Genomic DNA, 18076 nt, shown 5'->3' with positions numbered 1-18076 from the left:
CTGCCGCACGCGCGGGCGGCGACACGGTCGCGCGCCGCCCGCGCGGAAGAATCCTGGCTCTGCGCCTAGGCGTTCTGCGCCTTGACGATGAACTCGACCGCATCTCCGACGGTCTTGAGGTTCTTGACCTCCTCGTCGGGGATCTTCACGTCGAACTTGTCCTCGGCGTTGACCACGATGGTCATCATCGAGATCGAGTCGATGTCGAGGTCGTCGGTGAACGACTTGTCCAGCTCAACCGTGTCGGTCGCGATGCCGGTCTCGTCGTTGATGAGCTCGGCCAGGCCGGCAAGAACTTCTTCGGTGGACAATGCCATGGTTTTTCTCTCCTTGAGGGGGGTGTCGTTGTGACCGGGAAACAGTCTAGGGCAGCACGACGACCTGCGCGCCGAACACCAGACCGGCCCCGAAGCCGATCTGGAGCGCCAGGCCGCCGCTCAACTCCGGGTGTTCCTGGAGCAGTCGGTGGGTCGCGAGGGGGATGGATGCGGCGGACGTGTTGCCCGTCGTCTCGATGTCGCGGGCGATGGCGACGGTCTCCGGAAGCTTCAGCTGCTTGGCGAATTCGTCGACGATGCGCATGTTTGCCTGGTGCGGGATGAACGCGGCCAGCTGGTCGGGGGAGACCCCGGCCTCGTCGAGCGCCTGCTTGGCGACCTTGGCCATCTCCCAGACCGCCCAGCGGAAGACCGTCTGGCCCTCCTGGCGGAGGGTCGGCCACAGCTTCTCGCCGTCGCGGAACTCGAGGAGCGTGTTGCCCATCCCGACCGCGTCGGCCTTGGAGCCGTCGGAGCCCCACACCGTCTTGGCGATTCCGGGGTAGTCGCTCGGGCCGATGACGACGGCGCCTGCGCCGTCGCCGAGCAGGAACGAGATGGTGCGGTCGGTCGGGTCGACGACGTCGGAGAGCTTCTCGGCGCCGACGACGAGCGCGTAGTGCGCTGCGCCGGTGCGGATGAGCGCATCCGCCTGGGCCACCGCGTAGGCGTACCCGGCGCAGGCGGCGTTCATGTCGTACGCGGCGGCCGGGTTGGCGCCGACGCGGTCGGCGAGCACGGCGGCGATGGACGGCGTCTGCTGCACGTTCGAGACGGTCGCGACGATGACGGCGTCGATCAGCTTCGGGTCGACGCCCGACTTCGCGATGGCCTCCTTCGACGCCTCGGTGGCGAGGTCGACGGCGAGCACGTTACGGCCGGCGCGGGTGCGGGTGATGATGCCGGTGCGCTGCCGGATCCACTCGTCGGAGGAGTTGATCGGGCCGACCAGGTCGTCGTTCGGCACGACGTTCTCGCCGCGGGCGGCGCCGATCGAGAGGATGCGGGTGTACTGCGGGCCGTGCGACTGCTGCAGGGTGGGGTGGGTCATCGGGGGAGCTCCTTGCGGCCTTACGCGGCCTGGTCGATGAGGTCGAAGGCGGCCGGCAGGTCGTCGGGGGTCTTGATGGCGACGGTCGGCACGCCCTTCAGGCCGCGCTTGGCGAGGCCGACGAGCGCGCCGGCGGGGGCGACCTCGATCAGGCCGGTGACGCCGGCCTCCTCGAAGGCCTTCATGTCGAGGTCCCAGCGCACCGGCGACGAGACCTGGCCGACGAGGAGTCGCAGGAACTCGGCGCCGTCGGTCACCTCGGAGCCGTCCTTGTTGGTCCAGAGGCGCAGCGTCGGGTCGTTCGTCGTCAGAGTGGAGGCGAACTGCTCGAGCGCCGGGACGGCGGACGCCATGTACCGGGTGTGGAATGCACCGGCGACCTGCAGCGGGATGACACGCGCGCGGGCCGGCGGGTCCTCGGCCAGCTGGGCGAGCGCATCCAGAGCGCCGGCGACGACGATCTGGCCGCCGCCGTTGTAGTTGGCGGGGGAGAGGCCCAGCTCGTCGAGGCGGGTGAGGAGCTCGGTCTCGTCGGCACCGATCACGGCGCTCATGCCGGTCTGCGCCTCGGCGGCCGCGCGGGCCATGGCGGCGCCGCGCTCGCGCACGAAGGCGACGGCGTCGGTCTCGCTGAGGACACCGGCTCCGGCGGCCGCGGTGAGCTCGCCGACGGAGTGGCCGGCGATGCCGCCGACCCGATCGCGGCGCCCGTCGGCGAAGAGTGCGGACAGCGTCAGCAGTCCGGCCGAGACGATGAGCGGCTGAGCGATCGCGGTGTCACGGATGGTGTCGGCGTCACTCACGGTGCCGTGCGCCACCAGGTCGATGCCGACCGCGTCGGAGATGCCGGTGAGCTGGTCGCGGAACGAGGACTCGCTGAGCCAGGGGTCCAGGAAGCCGGGGGTCTGGGATCCCTGACCCGGGCACACGATGACGATCACGGTTTCCAGTCTGCCAATCTTCCGCCAGGCGGATGTGTCGGATGGATACGAACTATTCGAGAATGCTTTGTGGTTGTCTACAACTCAGTCGCCGCGGCGGGGCGAGTCGGGCTCGTTGATCGAGCCGACGATCAGCGCCGCCTGCAAGATCAGGGCCTCGCGCGCGCCGGTCGCATCCCAGCCGATGACCTCGGAGACGCGCTTCAGGCGGTAGCGGACGGTGTTCGGGTGCACGAACAGCTCGCGCGCCGTCGCCTCCAGCGACCGGCCGTTGTCGAGGTAGCACCACAGGGTGGTGAGCAGCTCGGTGGAGTAGCCCTGCAGCGGGCGGTAGATGCGGCTGATCAGCGTCGCGCGGGCGAGGCCGTCGCCGGCGAGAGCGCGTTCCGGGAGCAGGTCGTCCGCGTGCACCGGGCGAGGGCAGTTGCGCCAGGCCCGGGCGACCGCGAAGCCGGCGAGGGCCGCCTTCGCGCTCTTGGACGCATCCACCAGGCTCGGGACCTCGTGGCCGAGCACCAGGTGGCCGGGGCCGAAGCCGGGCTCCAGCTGCTGTGCGATCTCCATGAACGAGACCACAGGGGCGGCGCCGATCGCCTCCTCCGGCGTGCTGTTGCTCGGCCAGGCGCGGCCGATCACCAACACCAGCCGGCTGCCCTGCACGCCGATCAGCACGTCGGCCGACATGTGGCGGGCGGTGCGGCGCAGCTGGTCGACGTCGAGCATCTTCGGCGCGGTGCCGACGAGGACGCTGACCTCGCCGTGCCCGTGCCAGCCGAGCGCGGCGATGCGGCTGGGGAGCTCGTCGTCGTACTCGCCGGTCAGGATGCTGTCGACGACCAGGGCTTCGAGGCGTGCATCCCACAGGCCGCGGGCCTCAGCGGCACGCGCGTAGACGTCGGCCGCCGCGAACGCGATCTCGCGGGAGTACAGCAGGATGGCCTCCCGCAGATCCTCGCTTCCCGCCGTCTTCACGCGCTCCTCGACCACCTCGACGGTGATCTTGATGAGCTGCAGCGTCTGCTGCAGGCTCACGCTGCGGAGCAGCTCGCGGGGGGCCGCGCCGAACACGTCGGCGGCGATCCACGGCGTCGAGCGGGGGTCGTCGTACCAAGAGATGAACGACGAGATGCCCGCCTGGGCCACCAGGCCGACGGCGCTGCGCCGGCCCGGTGGCATGTCGCGGTACCAGGGGAGGGTGTCCTCGAGCCGCTTGAGCGTGGTCGTCGCCAGCTCACCCGAGATCTTGCGCAGCCACGCGAGCGTCTCGGGCTTCGTCCTCTCCACCTGGCCGCCAGCCACGGGAGCCGTTACGCCTCGCCGCCCGCGCTGCCCGTGGTGCCGGCGTTGACGTCGTGCAGGAGGTACTTCTCGATCGCCCAGGCGGGGGCGTTCGGGTCGACCTTGCCCTGCGCGGCGAGGAGCTCCAGCGTCCGCACCACCATCGACGGTCCGTCGATCTTGAAGAACCGGCGAGCCGCGGGGCGGGTGTCCGAGAAGCCGAAGCTGTCGGCGCCGAGGGTCGCGTACTCGCCCGGGACGAACTGACGGATCATGTCCGGCACGGCGTGCGAGTAGTCGGTGACGGCGACGAACGGGCCCTCCGCATCCTGCAGCTTGCGGGTGACGTAGGGCACCTGCTTCTCCTGCTGCGGGTAGAGGAAGTTGTGCTCCTCGGCGGCGAGACCGTCGCGGCGCAGCTCGCCCCACGAGGTGACGCTCCACACATCGGCGGAGACGCCCCAGTCCTGCGCGAGCAGGTGCTGGGCCTCCAGGGCCCACGGCACCGAGACGCCCGACGCGAGCAGCTGGGCCTTCGGCCCGTCGCCCTCGCCGGCGCGCAGCTTGTAGACGCCGCGGACGATGCCGTCCACATCCACGCCCTCCGGCTCGGCCGGCTGGACGATCGGCTCGTTGTACACCGTGAGGTAGTACATGACGTTCGGGTCCGGGTGGTTGCCGCCGTACATCCGCTCGAGGCCGGCGCGCACGATGTGGCCGATCTCGTAGCCGTACGCCGGGTCGTACTGGACGACGGCCGGGTTGGTGGATGCGAGCAGCGGCGAGTGGCCGTCCGCGTGCTGCAGACCCTCACCGGTCAGCGTGGTGCGACCGGCGGTGGCGCCGACGAGGAAGCCGCGCGCCATCTGGTCGCCCGCCGCCCACAGGGCGTCGCCCGTGCGCTGGAAGCCGAACATCGAGTAGAAGACGTAGACCGGGATGAGCGGCTCGCCCTGCGTCGAGTACGACGTGCCGACGTTGGTGAACGCGGCCAGCGCGCCGGCCTCGTTGATGCCGACGTGGATGATCTGGCCCTGCGGGCTCTCCTTGTAGGCGAGGAGCAGCTCGCGGTCGACCGACGTGTAGTGCTGGCCGTTCGGGTTGTAGATCTTCGCGTTCGGGAAGAAGGCGTCCATACCGAAGGTGCGCGCCTCGTCCGGGATGATCGGGACGATGCGGTGGCCGAAGTCCTTCGAGCGGAGCAGGTCCTTCAGGAGGCGGACGAACGCCATGGTCGTGGCGACCTCCTGCGTTCCGGATCCCTTCTTCGAGATCGCGTACGCGGAGTCGTCCGGCAGGTTGAGCTGCGTGTACTTCGCGCGGCGCTCCGGCACGTAGCCGCCGAGTGCGCGGCGGCGGTCGTGCAGGTACTGGATCGCCTCGTCGTCCGCGCCGGGGTTGTAGTACGGCGGGAGGTACGGGTTCTCCTCGAGCTGGGCGTCAGTGATCGGGATGCGCATGGCATCCCGGAACGTCTTCAGGTTGTCCAGCGTCATCTTCTTCATCTGGTGGGTCGCGTTGCGGCCCTCGAACGACGGGCCGAGCCCGTAGCCCTTGATGGTCTTGGCGATGATGACGGTCGGCTGGCCCTTGTGCTCCGCGGCCGCCTTGAAGGCCGCGTACACCTTGCGGTAGTCGTGGCCGCCGCGCTTGAGGTTCCAGATCTGGTCGTCGCTGTAGTCCTTGACGAGCTCCAGCGTCCGCGGGTCGCGGCCGAAGAAGTTCTCGCGGACGTACGCGCCGCTCTCGGTCTTGTACGTCTGGTAGTCGCCGTCGGGCGTCTCGTTCATGAGGTTGACGAGCGCACCGTCGGCGTCGCGGGCGAGCAGGTCGTCCCACTCGCGGCCCCAGATGACCTTGATGACGTTCCAGCCGGCGCCGCGGAAGAAGCTCTCGAGCTCCTGGATGATCTTGCCGTTGCCGCGGACCGGGCCGTCGAGGCGCTGCAGGTTGGCGTTGATGACGAACGTGAGGTTGTCGAGCTTCTCGTTCGCCGCGACCTGGAGCTGACCGCGCGACTCGACCTCATCCATCTCGCCGTCGCCGAGGAACGCCCAGACGTGCTGGTCGGAGGCGTCCTTGATGCCGCGGTTGGTGAGGTACTTGTTGAGCTGCGCCTGGTAGATGGCGTTGATCGGCCCGAGGCCCATCGACACGGTCGGGAACTGCCAGAACTCCGGCATGAGGCGCGGGTGCGGGTAGCTGGAGAGGCCGCCGCCGGCGTGCGACTTCTCCTGGCGGAAGCCGTCGAGCTGGTCGGCGCTCAGGCGCCCCTCGAGGAACGCGCGGGCGTAGGTGCCGGGGGAGGCGTGGCCCTGGACGAAGATCTGGTCGCCGCCGCCGGGGTGGTCCTGGCCGCGGAAGAAGTGGTTGAAGCCGACCTCGTAGAGGGCGGCGCTCGACGCGTAGGTCGAGATGTGGCCGCCGACGGCGATGCCGGGGCGCTGCGCACGGTGGACGAGCACGGCGGCGTTCCAGCGGATCCACGCGCGGTAGCGGCGCTCGATCTCCTCGTCGCCGGGGAACTCGGGCTCGTTCTCCGGGGAGATCGTGTTGATGTAGTCCGTCGTCGGAACCATCGGCACGCCGACGTGCAGTTCCTTCGAGCGCTTGAGCAGGCTGAGCATGATCTCGCGAGCACGCTCATGGCCATGGGCCGCAACCAGTTGGTCGAGGGATTCGCGCCACTCGGCGGTCTCCTCCGGGTCCGAATCGATGTTATTCATCGAGTACGGGTCCTGGTCGTTTACAGTCACCCTCGACCTCTTTCTTGTGTCGGATGGATCGTGGACAAGCCGGAGCGCTGTCGGGTTTCGACAAGCGCGGGCACCATCGTCCAGCCTAGCCTCACTCCGACGCCGTCGTTGACCGTCACTTGGTGCTGCGAGAACCGAGGTCTAGGCTGTGTCATCGTGGCTCTAGAGAACGACACGCTCGCACCCGATTTCGAACTGCTCAACCAGTACGGGGAGACGGTTCGACTGAGCGACTTCCGTGGCCGGAAGGCCGTCGCGATCGTCTTCTTCCCGCTCGCCTTCTCGGGCACCTGCACGGGCGAGCTGTGCGCTCTGCGCGACAACATCTCCCTGTTCGAGGATCACCGGGTCGAATTGCTGGGCGTCTCGGTCGACTCCAAGTTCACGCTGCGGGCGTGGGCGGAGCAGGAGGGCTACGGCTTCTCGCTGCTCGCGGACTTCTGGCCGCACGGCGACATCGCCAAGGAGTACGGCGTCTTCCTGCCCGAGAAGGGCTTCGCGAACCGCGCGACCTTCCTGGTGGACGAGCGCGGCATCATCCGCGCGTCCTTCATCACGGCGCCGGGCGAGGCCCGCTCGATCGAGTCGTACCGCGCCGCGCTCGACCGCCTCCCCGCCCACGTCTGACCCGCCTTACGCCCTCCGCGTGGGGAAGATTTGGCGCAAATCTCGGTTATGAGACACGCATAACAGAGATTTGGCGCAAATCTCTCGCGAGGTGAGGGGTTCGGTAGGGTGGAGGGGCGTTAGGGGCCTTTAGCTCAGCTGGTAGAGCGCCACGTTTACACCGTGGATGTCGTCGGTTCGATCCCGGCAGGGCCCACTTCTTTCGGATTGATCGTCGGTTCGATGCTGTGCCCGGAGGCAGGGCCCACACTTTGTAAGCCGGTCGTCGAGCCATTGCGGCCATCGCTTCCGGGCGGCTTTCGCTCTCCACTTATGCTCGTCGCATGAAATCGGACCCCGGGAGCGCCCCACTCGATCTGCGCGGGCGTGACCTCGTCGTTGACGGCGCTCGTGTTGCCAGCGTCGTGGTCGTGGTCGTCGCCCATCTTCTCCTGATCGGCGTCGGACGGGACGCCGACGGCTCGCTGACGATTACGAAGCCTCTCGCTGAACAGCCGTGGTTTCCTGTGGTCTCCGTTCTCGGGCAGGTGATGCCGCTCTTCTTCGCGCTCGGGGGGTTCACCGCGTACACGGGGTGGCGGTCTCTACGCTCGCGGGGAGGAGAGTGGACGGAGTTCGTCCGGGCACGCGTCCTCCGCCTCGCCCGGCCCAGCCTGCCGCTCTTCGCCTTCTTCGCGGCAACGCTCTCGATCGCCGCGCTTGCCGGTGCACCCACGGCCCTCGTCCGGGCGGTCGCCGCGGGCGTGGGCACGCCCCTCTGGTTTCTGGCGGCCTTCGTGCTGTGTCAGTGGGCGGCGCCGGCCATGATCGCACTGCACGAACGAGCGCCCTATCGAACACTGGCCGCGCTGGCCGCCGCCGCGCTCACGGTCGACGCCGCCCGTTCGGCGACAGGGATCGAGGCGATCGGGCTCCTCAACACCGCATTCGTCTGGTTGTTCGCCCAGCAGCTGGGGTTCTTCTACGCCGATGGGCGCCTCCTTCGCGCACCGCGTGTGCTGCTCGCGGCCGCGGGTACTGTCACGGCCGCGCTCCTCGTCGCCGGAATGGCGTCGGATATCTATTCACCGGACATGCTGCGCAACCAGTACCCTCCGTTGTTCGCCCTCGGTCTCCTTGGCGTCACGCAGCTCTGCGTACTCGCGTTGCTCCATCCCGCGCTCACGGCTGTCATGCGTGGGCGCGCGGCCCAGGCGGTGACGTTCCTCGTCGGAAGTCGCCTGATGACCGTGTACCTCTGGCACCTGACCTGCATCGTCGTCATCATCGGGGTGTGCCTTCTGGTGCCGGGTTGGACGCCGCAGCCGGGCAGCCCGGCCTGGTGGTCGAGCCGACCGCTGGTGCTGATCGCCGCGGCCGTTCTGGTCGGAGCCCTCTCCCTCCTCGTCGTCCGGTTCGAGCGCACTCCGCCGCTGGCACGCGCCTCTGGCATGACGGTCACGCGAATCGCCCCCTGGCGCATCCACCTGGCCTCTGCGTGCGTCTTCCTCCCGGCGTTCGCGATCATGTGCTGGGGGCTCGACCTCTGGAACGCGGTCTTCGCGCTGGTCTCCTATGGCGCTGTGATGCTGCTTGCCCGGGTCGTCGTCGTCCGACAGTCCGTGACTACGCCTTAGGCGCCGCGGGCGCGAGCAGCTCGAAGAGCGCGTCTACCGTCGCGGCCATGTCGACCGACGGGTCCTGCAGCCACTGCAGCTGCATGCCGTCGGAGACCGCCTGCAGGATGCGCGCGAGCGTGTCCGGGTCCACCCTGCTCCCGACGGCCTCGCCAGCCTGCCGTTCCTCCAGCGCCGCGGCGAAGGTCTGCCGGAGGGCCGCACTGCGCTCGACGAAGTAGTCGTGAGCGGGATGCTGCGGGTCGCCCGCGTCGACCGCCAGGCGTGAGAACAGCTGGACCAGGCCCGGAACCTCGGCGTTGTGCCGCACGATTCCGACATACCCGTCGCGGATGCGGTCGAGCGACGGCTCCTCGTCCACGTCGCCGAAGCGGCGGCTGTCGACCTCGTCGCGCTTGCGGAGGATCGCCGTGAACAGCTCCTCCTTACTGTCGAAGTAGTGGAGGAGGCCGGCCTGGCTGAGGCCCACCGCATCCGCCAGCTCCTTCACCGACGCTCCGCGGATGCCCTCGCGGGCGATCACCTCGAGCGCGCGCTCCAGGATCTCGTCCCGCTTCGCCACGCCTTTCGCGTAGGAACCTCGTCGTGCCATGCCTCCACCATAAACCGAACAGCGCTTGCTTTCTGAAAACCGAGTGACGTATGGTTTTCCCACCGTCCACGGTGGATGGTGAGAGGAACCCCTTCGACAATGACGTCAGACACCTCCGTTCCGCTCGGCGAACCCGCCGCCGAGCCGACACCGATCACGACCAACACTTTCGTCGGCACCGCCTCCGGCAACGACGATCCGCCCGCGCCCATCAAGGGCCTCCGCCGCCTGATGGTGTGGATCATCCCCGCCAACCTCGGCATCTATCTGATCTGGGGCGCGCTGCCCGGCATCCTCCTCCCGCAGCAGATCACGCAGCTGTTCGGCGAGCAGGACAAGGTCGCCAACCTCACGATCGTGGCCACCATCGGCGCGTTCGCGGCCATGATCGCGCAGCCGATCGCCGGCCAGATCTCCGACCGCACCCGTTCGCGCTTCGGGCGCAGAGCGCCGTGGATCCTCCTCGGCTCCCTCGCCGGCGGACTGTCGCTGATCGGCCTCGCGTTCGCGAACTCGCTCGTCGGCGTGATCATCGCTTGGACCCTCGTCCAGATCTGCTACAACTTCGCCCAGGGCCCGCTCACGGCGGTCATGCCCGACCGGGTGCCACTGAAGCGCCGCGGCACGTTCGCCGCGCTCTCCGGGATCGGCCTGATGGTCGGCGCGCTCGGCGGCCAGATCGTCGGTTCGCTGTTCTTCAACAGCATCGCGGTCGGGTATGTCTTCTTCGCCGTGTTCTCGCTCGTCGTCCTGACCCTCTTCGTACTAGCGAACCCTGACTACTCAAGCCGGGCACTCGAGCGGGAGCCGTTCACCCTGGGCGAGTTCCTCCGGACGTTCTGGGTCAACCCGATCGCGCATCCCGACTTCTTCTGGGCGTTCACGGGACGGCTGCTGCTCTACACCGGCTACTTCGCCGTCACGGGTTACCAGCTGTTCCTGCTCACCGACTACTTCCATGTCGCACACCCGGAGCAGGTCATCCCGCTGCTCGGGCTGATCAGCCTCGCCGGCATCATCATCTCCACCGTGATCTCCGGCCCGCTCTCCGACCGCTTCGGCCGCCGCAAGCCCTTCGTGTTCGCCTCCGCCGCCGTCGTCAGCGTCGCCTTCCTGCTGCCGTGGCTCTGGCCCGACCTGACCGCCTGGTTCATCATGACGGCCATCTCGGGATTCGGCTTCGGGATGTTCCAGGCAGTGGATACGGCGCTGATGAGCGAGGTGCTGCCGTCGGCGAAGTCCTTCGCCAAGGACCTCGGGGTCGTCAACATCGCAGCGACGCTGCCGCAGACCCTCGCTCCCGGTGTCGCGGGCGCGATCGTTCTCGCCTTCGGATACGCCGGGCTCTTCCCCATCGGGATCGTCCTCGGCATCCTGGGGGCATTGGCCGTCTGGCCCATCAAGGCGACCCGCTGACCCCGACCGACCTCACCGCTTCTCAGTCTCACTGCTCCACGCACCACACGGAAGGAAACACATGACAGACACGACCACGGCGGCCACCGCCGCCGACATCTCCGGGCTCAGCGTCGAGGAGAAGGCCTCGCTCACCAGCGGGGAGAGCTTCTGGCGCACGAAGGCGGTCGGCGAGATCCCGTCCGTCATGCTCACCGACGGCCCGCACGGCCTCCGCAAGCAGCGGGAGGGCGGCGATCACCTGGGGATCGGCGACAGCGTTCCGGCGACCTGCTTCCCGCCCGCGGTGGCCCTCGGCTCCTCGTGGGATGTGGAGCTGGTCGAGCGCGTCGGCACCGCGCTGGGGGTCGAGTCGTCCATCGAGGATGTCGCCGTCCTCCTGGGCCCGGGCATCAACATCAAGCGGTCGCCGCTGTGCGGCCGCAACTTCGAGTACCTCAGCGAGGATCCCATCGTCTCCGGCGTTCTCGGCGCTGCGCTCGTGCGCGGCATCCAGTCGCAGGGGGTCGGTGCGTCGCTGAAGCACTTCGCGGCCAACAACCAGGAGGACGACAGGATGCGTTCCTCCTCCGACGTCGACCCGCGCCCGCTGCGCGAGATCTACCTCCGCGGCTTCCAGCGCGTCGTCGAGGACGCTCAGCCGCACACCGTGATGTGTTCGTACAACCGCATCAACGGCGTGTTCGCGTCCGAGAACCGGTGGCTGCTCACCGACGTGCTGCGTGATGAGTGGTGCTTCCAGGGCCTGGTCGTCTCCGACTGGGGTGCGGTCAGCGACCGCGTGGCCGCCCTGCGCGCCGGGCTCGACCTCGAGATGCCGGGCAACGCCGGGCTGAGCGATGCCGCGGTCGTCGCGGCCGTGGGCGACGGCTCGCTCGACGAGTCCGTGCTCGATGCGTCGGCGGCCCGGGTGGCCGAGCTCGCGACCCGGTGGGCCGACACGGAGCGCGTGGAGGGTCCGCTCGACGTGGACGCCCACCACGCGCTGGCCCGGGAGGCAGCCGGCCGCTCCATCGTGCTGCTGAAGAATGACGTCCCGGCGTCCGATGACCGCCCGCTTCTCCCGCTCGCCGCCGACCGGTCGATCGCGGTCATCGGCGCGTTCGCCGAGAAGCCGCGGTACCAGGGCGCCGGCTCGTCGATGATCCGCCCCACCCGGCTCGACGACGCCCTCACGGGCATCCGCGCGGTCGCCGGGGATGTCGTCTACGCTCCCGGGTTCTCGCTCGCGGCCGAGGTGGATGCGGACGAGTCGTCGCGACTGCGCGATGAAGCTGTCGGGGCCGCATCCGCCGCCGACGTGGCCGTGGTCTTCGCCGGGCTGCCCGCACGGCTGGAGTCCGAGGGCTACGACCGCGACGACATCGACCTGCCGGCGGACCAGCTGGCCGTCATCGATGCAGTGGTCGCGGCCAACCCGCGCACGGTCGTCGTGCTGTCCAACGGCGGCGTGGTGACGCTCCCGTTCTCGCGGACCGTGCCGGCGATCGTGGAGGGCTGGCTGCTCGGCCAGGCAGGCGGCTCCGCGACCGCGGACGTGCTGTTCGGCGCGGTCAACCCGTCGGGCAAGCTCACCGAGACCGTGCCGCTGCGGCTGGAGGACACCCCGGCGTTCCTCAACTTCCCGGGCGAGGAGGGACACGTCCGGTACGGCGAGGGCCTGTTCGTCGGTTACCGCTGGTACGACGCGCGCCGGATGGAGGTCGAGTACCCGTTCGGACACGGCCTCTCGTACACGACCTTCTCGTACGGCGATGCAAGCGCATCCGTGACCGCATCCGGCGACATCGAGGTTCGCGTCACCGTGACGAACACGGGGGAGCGCTCCGGTCGCGAGGTCGTGCAGGTGTACACGTCACTGGCGGGGTCGCACGTGCAGCGTCCACCCCGCGAGCTCAAGGGCTTCGGCGTGATCGAGCTCGAACCGGGCGCCTCCGGTGAGGTCGCGGTGACGGTCCGGCGGGAGGACCTGGCGTACTGGGATGTTCGCGCCGACCGCTGGGTGGTCGAGGGCGGCGAGTACACGATCGAGGTGGGCGCCTCCAGTCGTGACCTGCGGGCCACGGTGGCTGCGGCGGTCGACGGAGACGAGGTGCGGCTGCCGCTCACGCGCGAGTCGTCGCTCGGCGAGGTGCTCGCGCATCCCGTCGCCGGTCCCATGGTGCAGGGAGCGCTGGCGGGGATGTCGGAACTGTTCGACGGCGCGTCGTCGATCATGCCGGAAGGCGTGTCGATGGAGCGGATGATGGCGTCGTTCCCGATCGGACGCGTCGGCATGATGTCGGGTGGCCAGGTGACGCCCGACATGATCGACGGGCTGCTCGCCGCCGCGAACGCGCAGCAGCAGTGACGCCGGCCCCGGTCCGTCGAGTCCAGCTCGGCGGACCGAGGCATCGTCCTGCCGGGCTGCCGCGTGGATAGGCTGGCCGCATGCCCGAGGGACCCTACCGCTGGTTCGTCTACGCCGAGATCGCGCTGGCCGTCGTGACGTTCGTCGCGCTGCTGTTCATCGTCGCGCCGTACGGCGGGCGGCATGGGCGCGGTGGATGGGGCCCGACGGTGCCCGCGCGGGTCGGCTGGGTCGTCATGGAGGCGCCCGCGTCCATCCTCTTCGTGGTGTTCTACCTGCTCGGATCGCACCGCTTCGACCCGGTGCCGCTGCTGTTCCTGGCGCTCTGGCTCGTGCACTACGTCTACCGGGCGTTCGTCTACCCGTTCCTGATGCGCTCCGGGTCGCGCATGCCCGTGCTCGTGATGCTGCTGGCGATCGGCTTCAACCTGTTGAACGCGTGGGTCAACGCGCGGTGGATCTCGGAGTACGGGAGCTATCCCGTGTCGTGGCTGGCGGACTGGCGCTTCTGGGCGGGCGTCGTGCTGTTCGCGGGCGGGCTGACGCTGAATGCGCGCTCCGACCGCACCCTGCGGCTGTTGCGACGGTCGGGAGGCGGGTACCGCATCCCTCAGGGCGGCGGCTTCCGGTACGTCTCCAGCCCGAACTACCTCGGCGAGATGATCGAGTGGACGGGATGGGCGATCGCCACCTGGTCTCTCGCGGGCACCGCATTCGCGCTGTACACGTTCGCGAACCTGGCGCCCCGGGCGTTCGCGAACCACCGCTGGTACCGGGAGACGTTCCCGGATTACCCCTCCGAGCGGCGCGCTCTCCTCCCGTTCGTGCTCTGAGCCGCGCGCAGATTCGTGCCGAATGTGCGCTCTGGCGCCGCGAAAGCGCACATTCGGCACGAATCTGCGGGGGTGCAGTGACGGTGGTGCGTTCTAGCCTCGGGATGAGGAGGGATGCCGTGCCGGAGAGCGTCGAGCAGTGGTGGGCGCGCCGCCAGTGGTCGAAGGGCGTCGCCGTGCCCTACGAGGTCGGGCGGTACCGCACCGACTGGGAGCGGTATCCCGTGCTCGTCCGCCAGTACCATCCCGACCTCAACCACGGGATCACGCTGACGCAGGTGCCGCCCGCGGCCGACGTCTACCTGGTGTGGGAGTGCGACTCCGGCCACCGGTTCGTCGCGACCCCGGAGGAGCAGCGGGCTCGGCCAGGCGGGACGCGACGCCGCTCGGCGTGGTGCCCGCGGTGCGCCGAGGCTGCGGCGCCGAAACCGGTGCGGGCAGCGGAGCCGGATGCCGGACTGCACGTGTGCGGCCACGCTCGCGACCTGCGGAGGATCGAGAACGACCCAAGCGACGACCGCTGCTATCTCTGCCGCCGGCTCGATCGCGAAGCGCTGACGCGCGAGCAGCTGGTGAGCATGGCCGCCCTCGGATCGCGCGTCGCCGTGTCGAACGCGAACAGCACGGCGGGGACGTTCTCCTGGCAGTGCGAGAAAGGGCATCCGTCGTACCAGACGAGCATCGAGCGCATCCTCGGCGGAAGGAGGTGCCCGATCTGCCGGCATGCCCGTGCCGGGGCGGACGCAGTGCCGGTCGGCGAGGCGTTCGTCAGCCGCTGGGCGCCGACGCCCGCCTCCGCAGCCGAACCGGAACTGAAGCGGCGTCTCGCCGAGCGGTTGGACATCGACTTGTCGAAGAACGCCGTCCGGGTCGCGAAACCGTTCCACTCCCATCTGGAGGTATGGCCCGACATCCTGCTGCCCGAACTCCGCGTCGCGATCGAGTACGACACCACCGGGAGGCACGGTCTGGAGCACGTCGGTCCGCGTGAGACCTCGGACCGCCGCAAGGACCGTCTGCTGCGCGCCTCGGGATGGGAGGTGGTGCGCGTCCGGTGTGGCAAGCTCCAGCCGATCGGCCCCTACGACGTGCACGCCGGCGGAATCACCGACGCGTTGGCGGACCGGATCGTCGCGCGGCTGGGGGAGATCCGCGGCGACCTGTTCGTCGCGGCGTACCTGCGCTGACCGCATCGCATGCCTTCTCGTGCGTGAAGGCTCTGGTCCCGGGCGGCGGGTGCTCGCTACGCTGGGCGGCGAACCGGCACCTACCGGCTCTCCGGAGCTCTCACAAGGAGGACACCATGCCGTCGACACTCAACCCGTACCTGAACTTCCGTTCGTCCGCGCGCGAAGCGATGGACTTCTATCAGTCGGTCTTCGGCGGAGAGGTGCAGCGCAGCACCTTCGCCGAGTTCCAGATGGCTCAAGACCCGGCCGACAACGACCTGATCATGCACTCGCAGCTGACGACACCGGGCGGCTTCACGCTCATGGCTGCGGACGTCCCGGCACACATGGACTTCACCGAGGGCAGCGCGATCAGCATCTCGCTGAGCGGCGACGACGAGGCAGAGCTCACCGGCTACTGGGAGAAGCTCATCGACGGCGGAACCGTGGTCGAGCCGCTTAACAAGGCTCCCTGGGGCGACAGCTTCGGCATGGCGGTCGACCGCTTCGGCGTGCAGTGGCTGGTGAACATCGCCGGGACGCCGCAGGCGGCGGAGGCCTAGGCCGGCGCCGGATCGGGCGGTGGTCGAGATGGACGAGCCTCCCGCGGATGCTGCTCCGGACCGGAGCGACCCGGACCGGAGCGACCCGGACCCGAGCGACCCGGACCCGAGCGACCCGGACCTCCGCGGCGCGATCATCGTCGGGGTGCACCGCGGCCAGGCCCGGGCGGTGCTCGACGAAGCGGCGCGCCTGGCGGTCGAGTTCGAGCGTCCGCTGCTGTGCGCGTACGTCTCGGAGGACAGCTACCTGACCGAATGGGATCCATCCGACGTCGCGGGGGAGTCACTGCACCCCACGGAGGTCGGATCCGGCGAGGGCGAAGCGGTCCTCGCGCTGTCGGCCGCCATCGGATCAGCGCTCGACGAAAGAGCGGACAAGCCCTCGAACTGGGCGCTCCGCCTGCTCGCCGGCGATCCGGCCAAGGCGCTCGCACGGCTGGCCGTCGAGGTCGACGCGCGGATCATCGTGGTCGGCACGCACCGCCGCGGGTTCTCGCACACCCTGGAGAACTGGCTGGCCGGATCGGTCGGAGCGCACCTGACGCACGACCAGACCGTCCCGGTCGTGGTCGTGCCGGTGACGAAAGACCGGAACGGTCCGACGCTCGCGTGAGCCGAACGACCCACTGCCGCCGAACGCATCCCGCGCTCTAGTCTTCGACCATGCCGGCAGAACGCGCCATCCGACTCAGGCGGGAGGCCTGGGGGTTCGCGATCGGGTCGCTGTTCTTCCTGATCGGCGCAGTGCCCTACTACCAGGAGGCGGTCGGCCCGGTCATCGCCGCCGTCACGTTCTTCGTCGGCGCGTTGTTCTTCACGGCCGCCGCCTTCGTACAGCTGGCGCTGAGCGGCCGAAAGCCGCCACGACGCGGAGGCGAGCGCCCCGACCTGTTCGACTGGTGGGCGGCCGCCATCCAGTTCGCGGGCACCCTGTTCTTCAACGTCAGCACCACCGAGGCGCTCCTCACCGCGGTCAACGATGCGGCCCGAGTGGGGAGCGGCTGGCGGCCGGACGCTTTCGGCTCGATCTGCTTCCTGGTCGCCAGCGCCCTCGCCGTCGTCGCGACCGTCGACCGGGACCGCCTGTGGGATCCCCGCGCACGCACCTGGCACGGCACCTGGCTGAACATGCTCGGCTCCGTGCTGTTCGCGTTCTCCGCCGTCGGCGCCTACGTCATCCCGTCGACGGGGTCGCTGGTGAGCCTGTTCTGGGCGAACGTTGGCACGTTCCTCGGCGCGGCGTGCTTCCTGGTGGCCGCTGTGCTCAGCCGTCGCTCGATCCCCGTACGGACGCGCCGCCGGGACCGGAGGCGATCAGGCCCGCAGAGCGTCCAGAGCGGCGTCGAATGAACGGAAATAGGTGCGCTGGCCGGGCCGGCCGATCTGCGTCACCTCGAACATCCCCTCCAGCTGGAGGATGAAGCCGACCACGTCCGGAGCACCGATCTCGGCGAACCGGGTGTCACTCACCCGCCATTCGCGGTTCGAGATCTCCGTCACCTCCAGCCCCTGACGGAGGAACCGTGCGTGCGTCTTCATGTGTCCAGCCAAGTAGACCGAGCGTTCCGCGGCCATCCCTTGACAGCTCCAGGACGGCGTGGTCGCCTGCCGCGCCGTCGGCGGAAGTGGTGTATTCCCGCGGCTGCCGGACCGGGGTTATGGTCAAGCCGTCCGCAGGGCCCACCACGTTCGAGGAGGTCGTCATGTGCCGCTGGCTTGCATACTCGGGGGAGCCCCTGAAACCCGCCGTCCTCATCCTGGACGCGCAGCACTCCCTGGTCGCCCAGTCGCTCAACTCGCCGCTCGGCGCGGAGACCGTGAACGGCGACGGCTTCGGTTTCGGCTGGTACCCGGAGGATACGAGCGAGGGCAATATCCCCGCGCTGTTCCACAGCATCGAGCCGGCGTGGCACGACGAGAACCTGCACGAGCTCACCAACGCCATCGCCAGCCCGCTGTTCTTCGGGCACGTGCGGGCCGCGGCGCATCCGCCCATCCAGCAGTCGAACTGCCATCCGTTCCGCTACGAGAACTGGCTGTTCATGCACAACGGATTCCTCGACGGCTTCACGAAGATGAAGCGCGACCTGGCATTCTCGGTCGACTCGGAGCTGTTCCCGCTCATCCAGGGGACGACCGACACGGAGACCCTGTTCTACGTGGCCCTCACGATTGGCCTGATGGACGACCCGGTCGCCGGCCTCGGGCGGGCGCTGCGATTCGTCGAGGAGACCGGGCACAAGCACGGCATCCAGTTCCCGGTGCAAGGGACGTTCGCGGTGTCCGACGGGACCAGGATGTGGGCGTTCCGCTACTCGTCCGCCCAGCGCAGCCGCTCGCTTTTCCACTCGGTGGCCGTGCCGGAGCTGCGGGAGATGTTCCCGGATGCCGCCCGGCTGGACGTGTTCGGCGACCACGCCAAGGTCGTCGTCTCCGAGCCGCTCAACGACATGCCCGGCGCCTTCGTGGAGGTGCCGGAGAACACGGTCGCCGTGCTGGACGACGATGGATACCGGCACGAGCCGTTCCTGAGTGAGGCGGCCTGACGGGGCCGCCTCACCCAGGTC

General features: G+C 69.1%; 17 protein-coding genes and 1 tRNA gene. 11 read left to right on the top strand and 7 right to left on the bottom strand.

The genetic code is table 11. The annotated features are described in order from the left end of the window. Nucleotides 1–65: 65 nt before the first annotated feature. From H284_RS0100675 to aceE, 5 genes are all read right to left on the bottom strand, one after another. On the bottom strand, nucleotides 66–317 hold the full coding sequence (locus tag H284_RS0100675; RefSeq protein WP_018190963.1) for an acyl carrier protein: 252 nt from the start codon (nucleotides 315–317) through the stop codon (nucleotides 66–68). A gap of 46 nt (nucleotides 318–363) precedes the next feature. Continuing rightward, the gene (locus H284_RS0100670; RefSeq protein WP_020074794.1) at nucleotides 364–1368 is read right to left on the bottom strand and encodes a beta-ketoacyl-ACP synthase III; all 1005 of its coding nucleotides are present in this window, start codon (nucleotides 1366–1368) and stop codon (nucleotides 364–366) included. Between the two features lie 20 nt (nucleotides 1369–1388). Further along, nucleotides 1389–2309 carry an ACP S-malonyltransferase gene (locus tag H284_RS0100665; protein WP_020074793.1) on the bottom strand — a complete coding sequence of 307 codons (921 nt, stop codon included), beginning with the start codon at nucleotides 2307–2309 and terminating at the stop codon, nucleotides 1389–1391. 84 nt (nucleotides 2310–2393) lie between these two features. After that, nucleotides 2394–3593, bottom strand: a complete 1200-nt coding sequence (locus H284_RS0100660) for a helix-turn-helix domain-containing protein (RefSeq protein ID WP_020074792.1) — start codon at nucleotides 3591–3593, stop codon at nucleotides 2394–2396. A 23-nt stretch (nucleotides 3594–3616) separates the two neighbouring features. Then, entirely contained in the window at nucleotides 3617–6343 is a 2727-nt protein-coding gene (aceE, locus tag H284_RS0100655; protein WP_029042764.1) for a pyruvate dehydrogenase (acetyl-transferring), homodimeric type, read from the bottom strand. Nucleotides 6344–6499: 156 nt separating this feature from the next. Between aceE and H284_RS0100650 the strand changes: the two genes are divergently transcribed. The 3 genes from H284_RS0100650 (at nucleotide 6500) to H284_RS19835 (ending at nucleotide 8586) form a co-directional block, all read left to right on the top strand. After that, nucleotides 6500–6970 carry a peroxiredoxin gene (locus H284_RS0100650; protein ID WP_018190968.1) on the top strand — a complete coding sequence of 157 codons (471 nt, stop codon included), beginning with the start codon at nucleotides 6500–6502 and terminating at the stop codon, nucleotides 6968–6970. Nucleotides 6971–7093: 123 nt separating this feature from the next. Further along, a tRNA-Val gene (locus tag H284_RS0100645) sits at nucleotides 7094–7166 on the top strand. Between the two features lie 127 nt (nucleotides 7167–7293). After that, complete coding sequence (locus H284_RS19835; protein ID WP_039731158.1) at nucleotides 7294–8586, top strand: acyltransferase family protein; 1293 nt, start codon at nucleotides 7294–7296, stop codon at nucleotides 8584–8586. On the opposite strand, the gene H284_RS0100635 is transcribed toward H284_RS19835, so the two are convergent. Then, nucleotides 8576–9178, bottom strand: coding sequence for a TetR/AcrR family transcriptional regulator (locus H284_RS0100635; RefSeq protein ID WP_029042763.1), 603 nt, complete (start codon nucleotides 9176–9178; stop codon nucleotides 8576–8578). The genes H284_RS19835 and H284_RS0100635 overlap by 11 nt on opposite strands. A gap of 99 nt (nucleotides 9179–9277) precedes the next feature. On the opposite strand from H284_RS0100635, the gene H284_RS0100630 reads away from it, so the two are divergent. The 7 genes from H284_RS0100630 (at nucleotide 9278) to H284_RS0100600 (ending at nucleotide 16859) form a co-directional block, all read left to right on the top strand. Further along, nucleotides 9278–10594, top strand: a complete 1317-nt coding sequence (locus tag H284_RS0100630; RefSeq protein ID WP_020074788.1) for an MFS transporter — start codon at nucleotides 9278–9280, stop codon at nucleotides 10592–10594. A gap of 61 nt (nucleotides 10595–10655) precedes the next feature. Beyond that, nucleotides 10656–12944: a beta-glucosidase gene (locus H284_RS0100625; protein WP_020074787.1), complete on the top strand. Its 2289-nt coding sequence runs from the start codon at nucleotides 10656–10658 to the stop codon at nucleotides 12942–12944. 80 nt (nucleotides 12945–13024) lie between these two features. Beyond that, nucleotides 13025–13777, top strand: a complete 753-nt coding sequence (locus H284_RS0100620; protein WP_020074786.1) for a methyltransferase — start codon at nucleotides 13025–13027, stop codon at nucleotides 13775–13777. A gap of 119 nt (nucleotides 13778–13896) precedes the next feature. After that, on the top strand, nucleotides 13897–14964 hold the full coding sequence (locus tag H284_RS0100615) for a zinc-ribbon domain-containing protein (RefSeq protein ID WP_020074785.1): 1068 nt from the start codon (nucleotides 13897–13899) through the stop codon (nucleotides 14962–14964). Between the two features lie 116 nt (nucleotides 14965–15080). After that, a complete protein-coding gene (locus tag H284_RS0100610) occupies nucleotides 15081–15509 on the top strand; it encodes a VOC family protein (RefSeq protein WP_018190973.1) in 429 nt (142 codons plus the stop codon). A 28-nt stretch (nucleotides 15510–15537) separates the two neighbouring features. Beyond that, nucleotides 15538–16122 (top strand): universal stress protein, encoded by a 585-nt coding sequence (locus H284_RS0100605; protein ID WP_231371033.1) that lies wholly within the window; start codon nucleotides 15538–15540, stop codon nucleotides 16120–16122. 50 nt (nucleotides 16123–16172) lie between these two features. Next, the gene (locus H284_RS0100600; RefSeq protein ID WP_020074783.1) at nucleotides 16173–16859 is read left to right on the top strand and encodes a YrhK family protein; all 687 of its coding nucleotides are present in this window, start codon (nucleotides 16173–16175) and stop codon (nucleotides 16857–16859) included. On the opposite strand, the gene H284_RS0100595 is transcribed toward H284_RS0100600, so the two are convergent. Then, nucleotides 16824–17048 carry a hypothetical protein gene (locus H284_RS0100595; RefSeq protein ID WP_231371032.1) on the bottom strand — a complete coding sequence of 75 codons (225 nt, stop codon included), beginning with the start codon at nucleotides 17046–17048 and terminating at the stop codon, nucleotides 16824–16826. The genes H284_RS0100600 and H284_RS0100595 overlap by 36 nt on opposite strands. 119 nt (nucleotides 17049–17167) lie before the next feature. Between H284_RS0100595 and H284_RS0100590 the strand changes: the two genes are divergently transcribed. Next, nucleotides 17168–18055, top strand: a complete 888-nt coding sequence (locus H284_RS0100590; RefSeq protein ID WP_020074781.1) for a class II glutamine amidotransferase — start codon at nucleotides 17168–17170, stop codon at nucleotides 18053–18055. The last annotated feature ends 21 nt before the right edge of the window (nucleotides 18056–18076 follow it).

The sequence above is a fragment of the Cryocola sp. 340MFSha3.1 genome, from assembly GCF_000383315.1.
Lineage (GTDB): Bacteria > Actinomycetota > Actinomycetes > Actinomycetales > Microbacteriaceae > Leifsonia.
This window is presented reverse-complemented; position numbering and strand designations above follow the sequence as displayed.

Excerpts from the sequence above, each read along its gene's own strand:
- H284_RS0100635 (WP_029042763.1), bottom strand. The coding sequence starts at position 9,178 with ATGGCACGACGAGGTTCCTACGCGAAAGGCGTGGCGAAGCGGGACGAG.
- H284_RS0100610 (WP_018190973.1), top strand. The coding sequence starts at position 15,081 with ATGCCGTCGACACTCAACCCGTACCTGAACTTCCGTTCGTCCGCGCGC.
- H284_RS0100670 (WP_020074794.1), bottom strand. The coding sequence starts at position 1,368 with ATGACCCACCCCACCCTGCAGCAGTCGCACGGCCCGCAGTACACCCGC.
- H284_RS0100675 (WP_018190963.1), bottom strand. The coding sequence starts at position 317 with ATGGCATTGTCCACCGAAGAAGTTCTTGCCGGCCTGGCCGAGCTCATC.
- H284_RS0100630 (WP_020074788.1), top strand. The coding sequence starts at position 9,278 with ATGACGTCAGACACCTCCGTTCCGCTCGGCGAACCCGCCGCCGAGCCG.
- H284_RS0100600 (WP_020074783.1), top strand. The coding sequence starts at position 16,173 with ATGCCGGCAGAACGCGCCATCCGACTCAGGCGGGAGGCCTGGGGGTTC.
- H284_RS0100595 (WP_231371032.1), bottom strand. The coding sequence starts at position 17,048 with ATGAAGACGCACGCACGGTTCCTCCGTCAGGGGCTGGAGGTGACGGAG.
- H284_RS0100620 (WP_020074786.1), top strand. The coding sequence starts at position 13,025 with ATGCCCGAGGGACCCTACCGCTGGTTCGTCTACGCCGAGATCGCGCTG.
- H284_RS0100605 (WP_231371033.1), top strand. The coding sequence starts at position 15,538 with ATGGACGAGCCTCCCGCGGATGCTGCTCCGGACCGGAGCGACCCGGAC.
- H284_RS0100625 (WP_020074787.1), top strand. The coding sequence starts at position 10,656 with ATGACAGACACGACCACGGCGGCCACCGCCGCCGACATCTCCGGGCTC.
- H284_RS19835 (WP_039731158.1), top strand. The coding sequence starts at position 7,294 with ATGAAATCGGACCCCGGGAGCGCCCCACTCGATCTGCGCGGGCGTGAC.
- H284_RS0100590 (WP_020074781.1), top strand. The coding sequence starts at position 17,168 with ATGGTCAAGCCGTCCGCAGGGCCCACCACGTTCGAGGAGGTCGTCATG.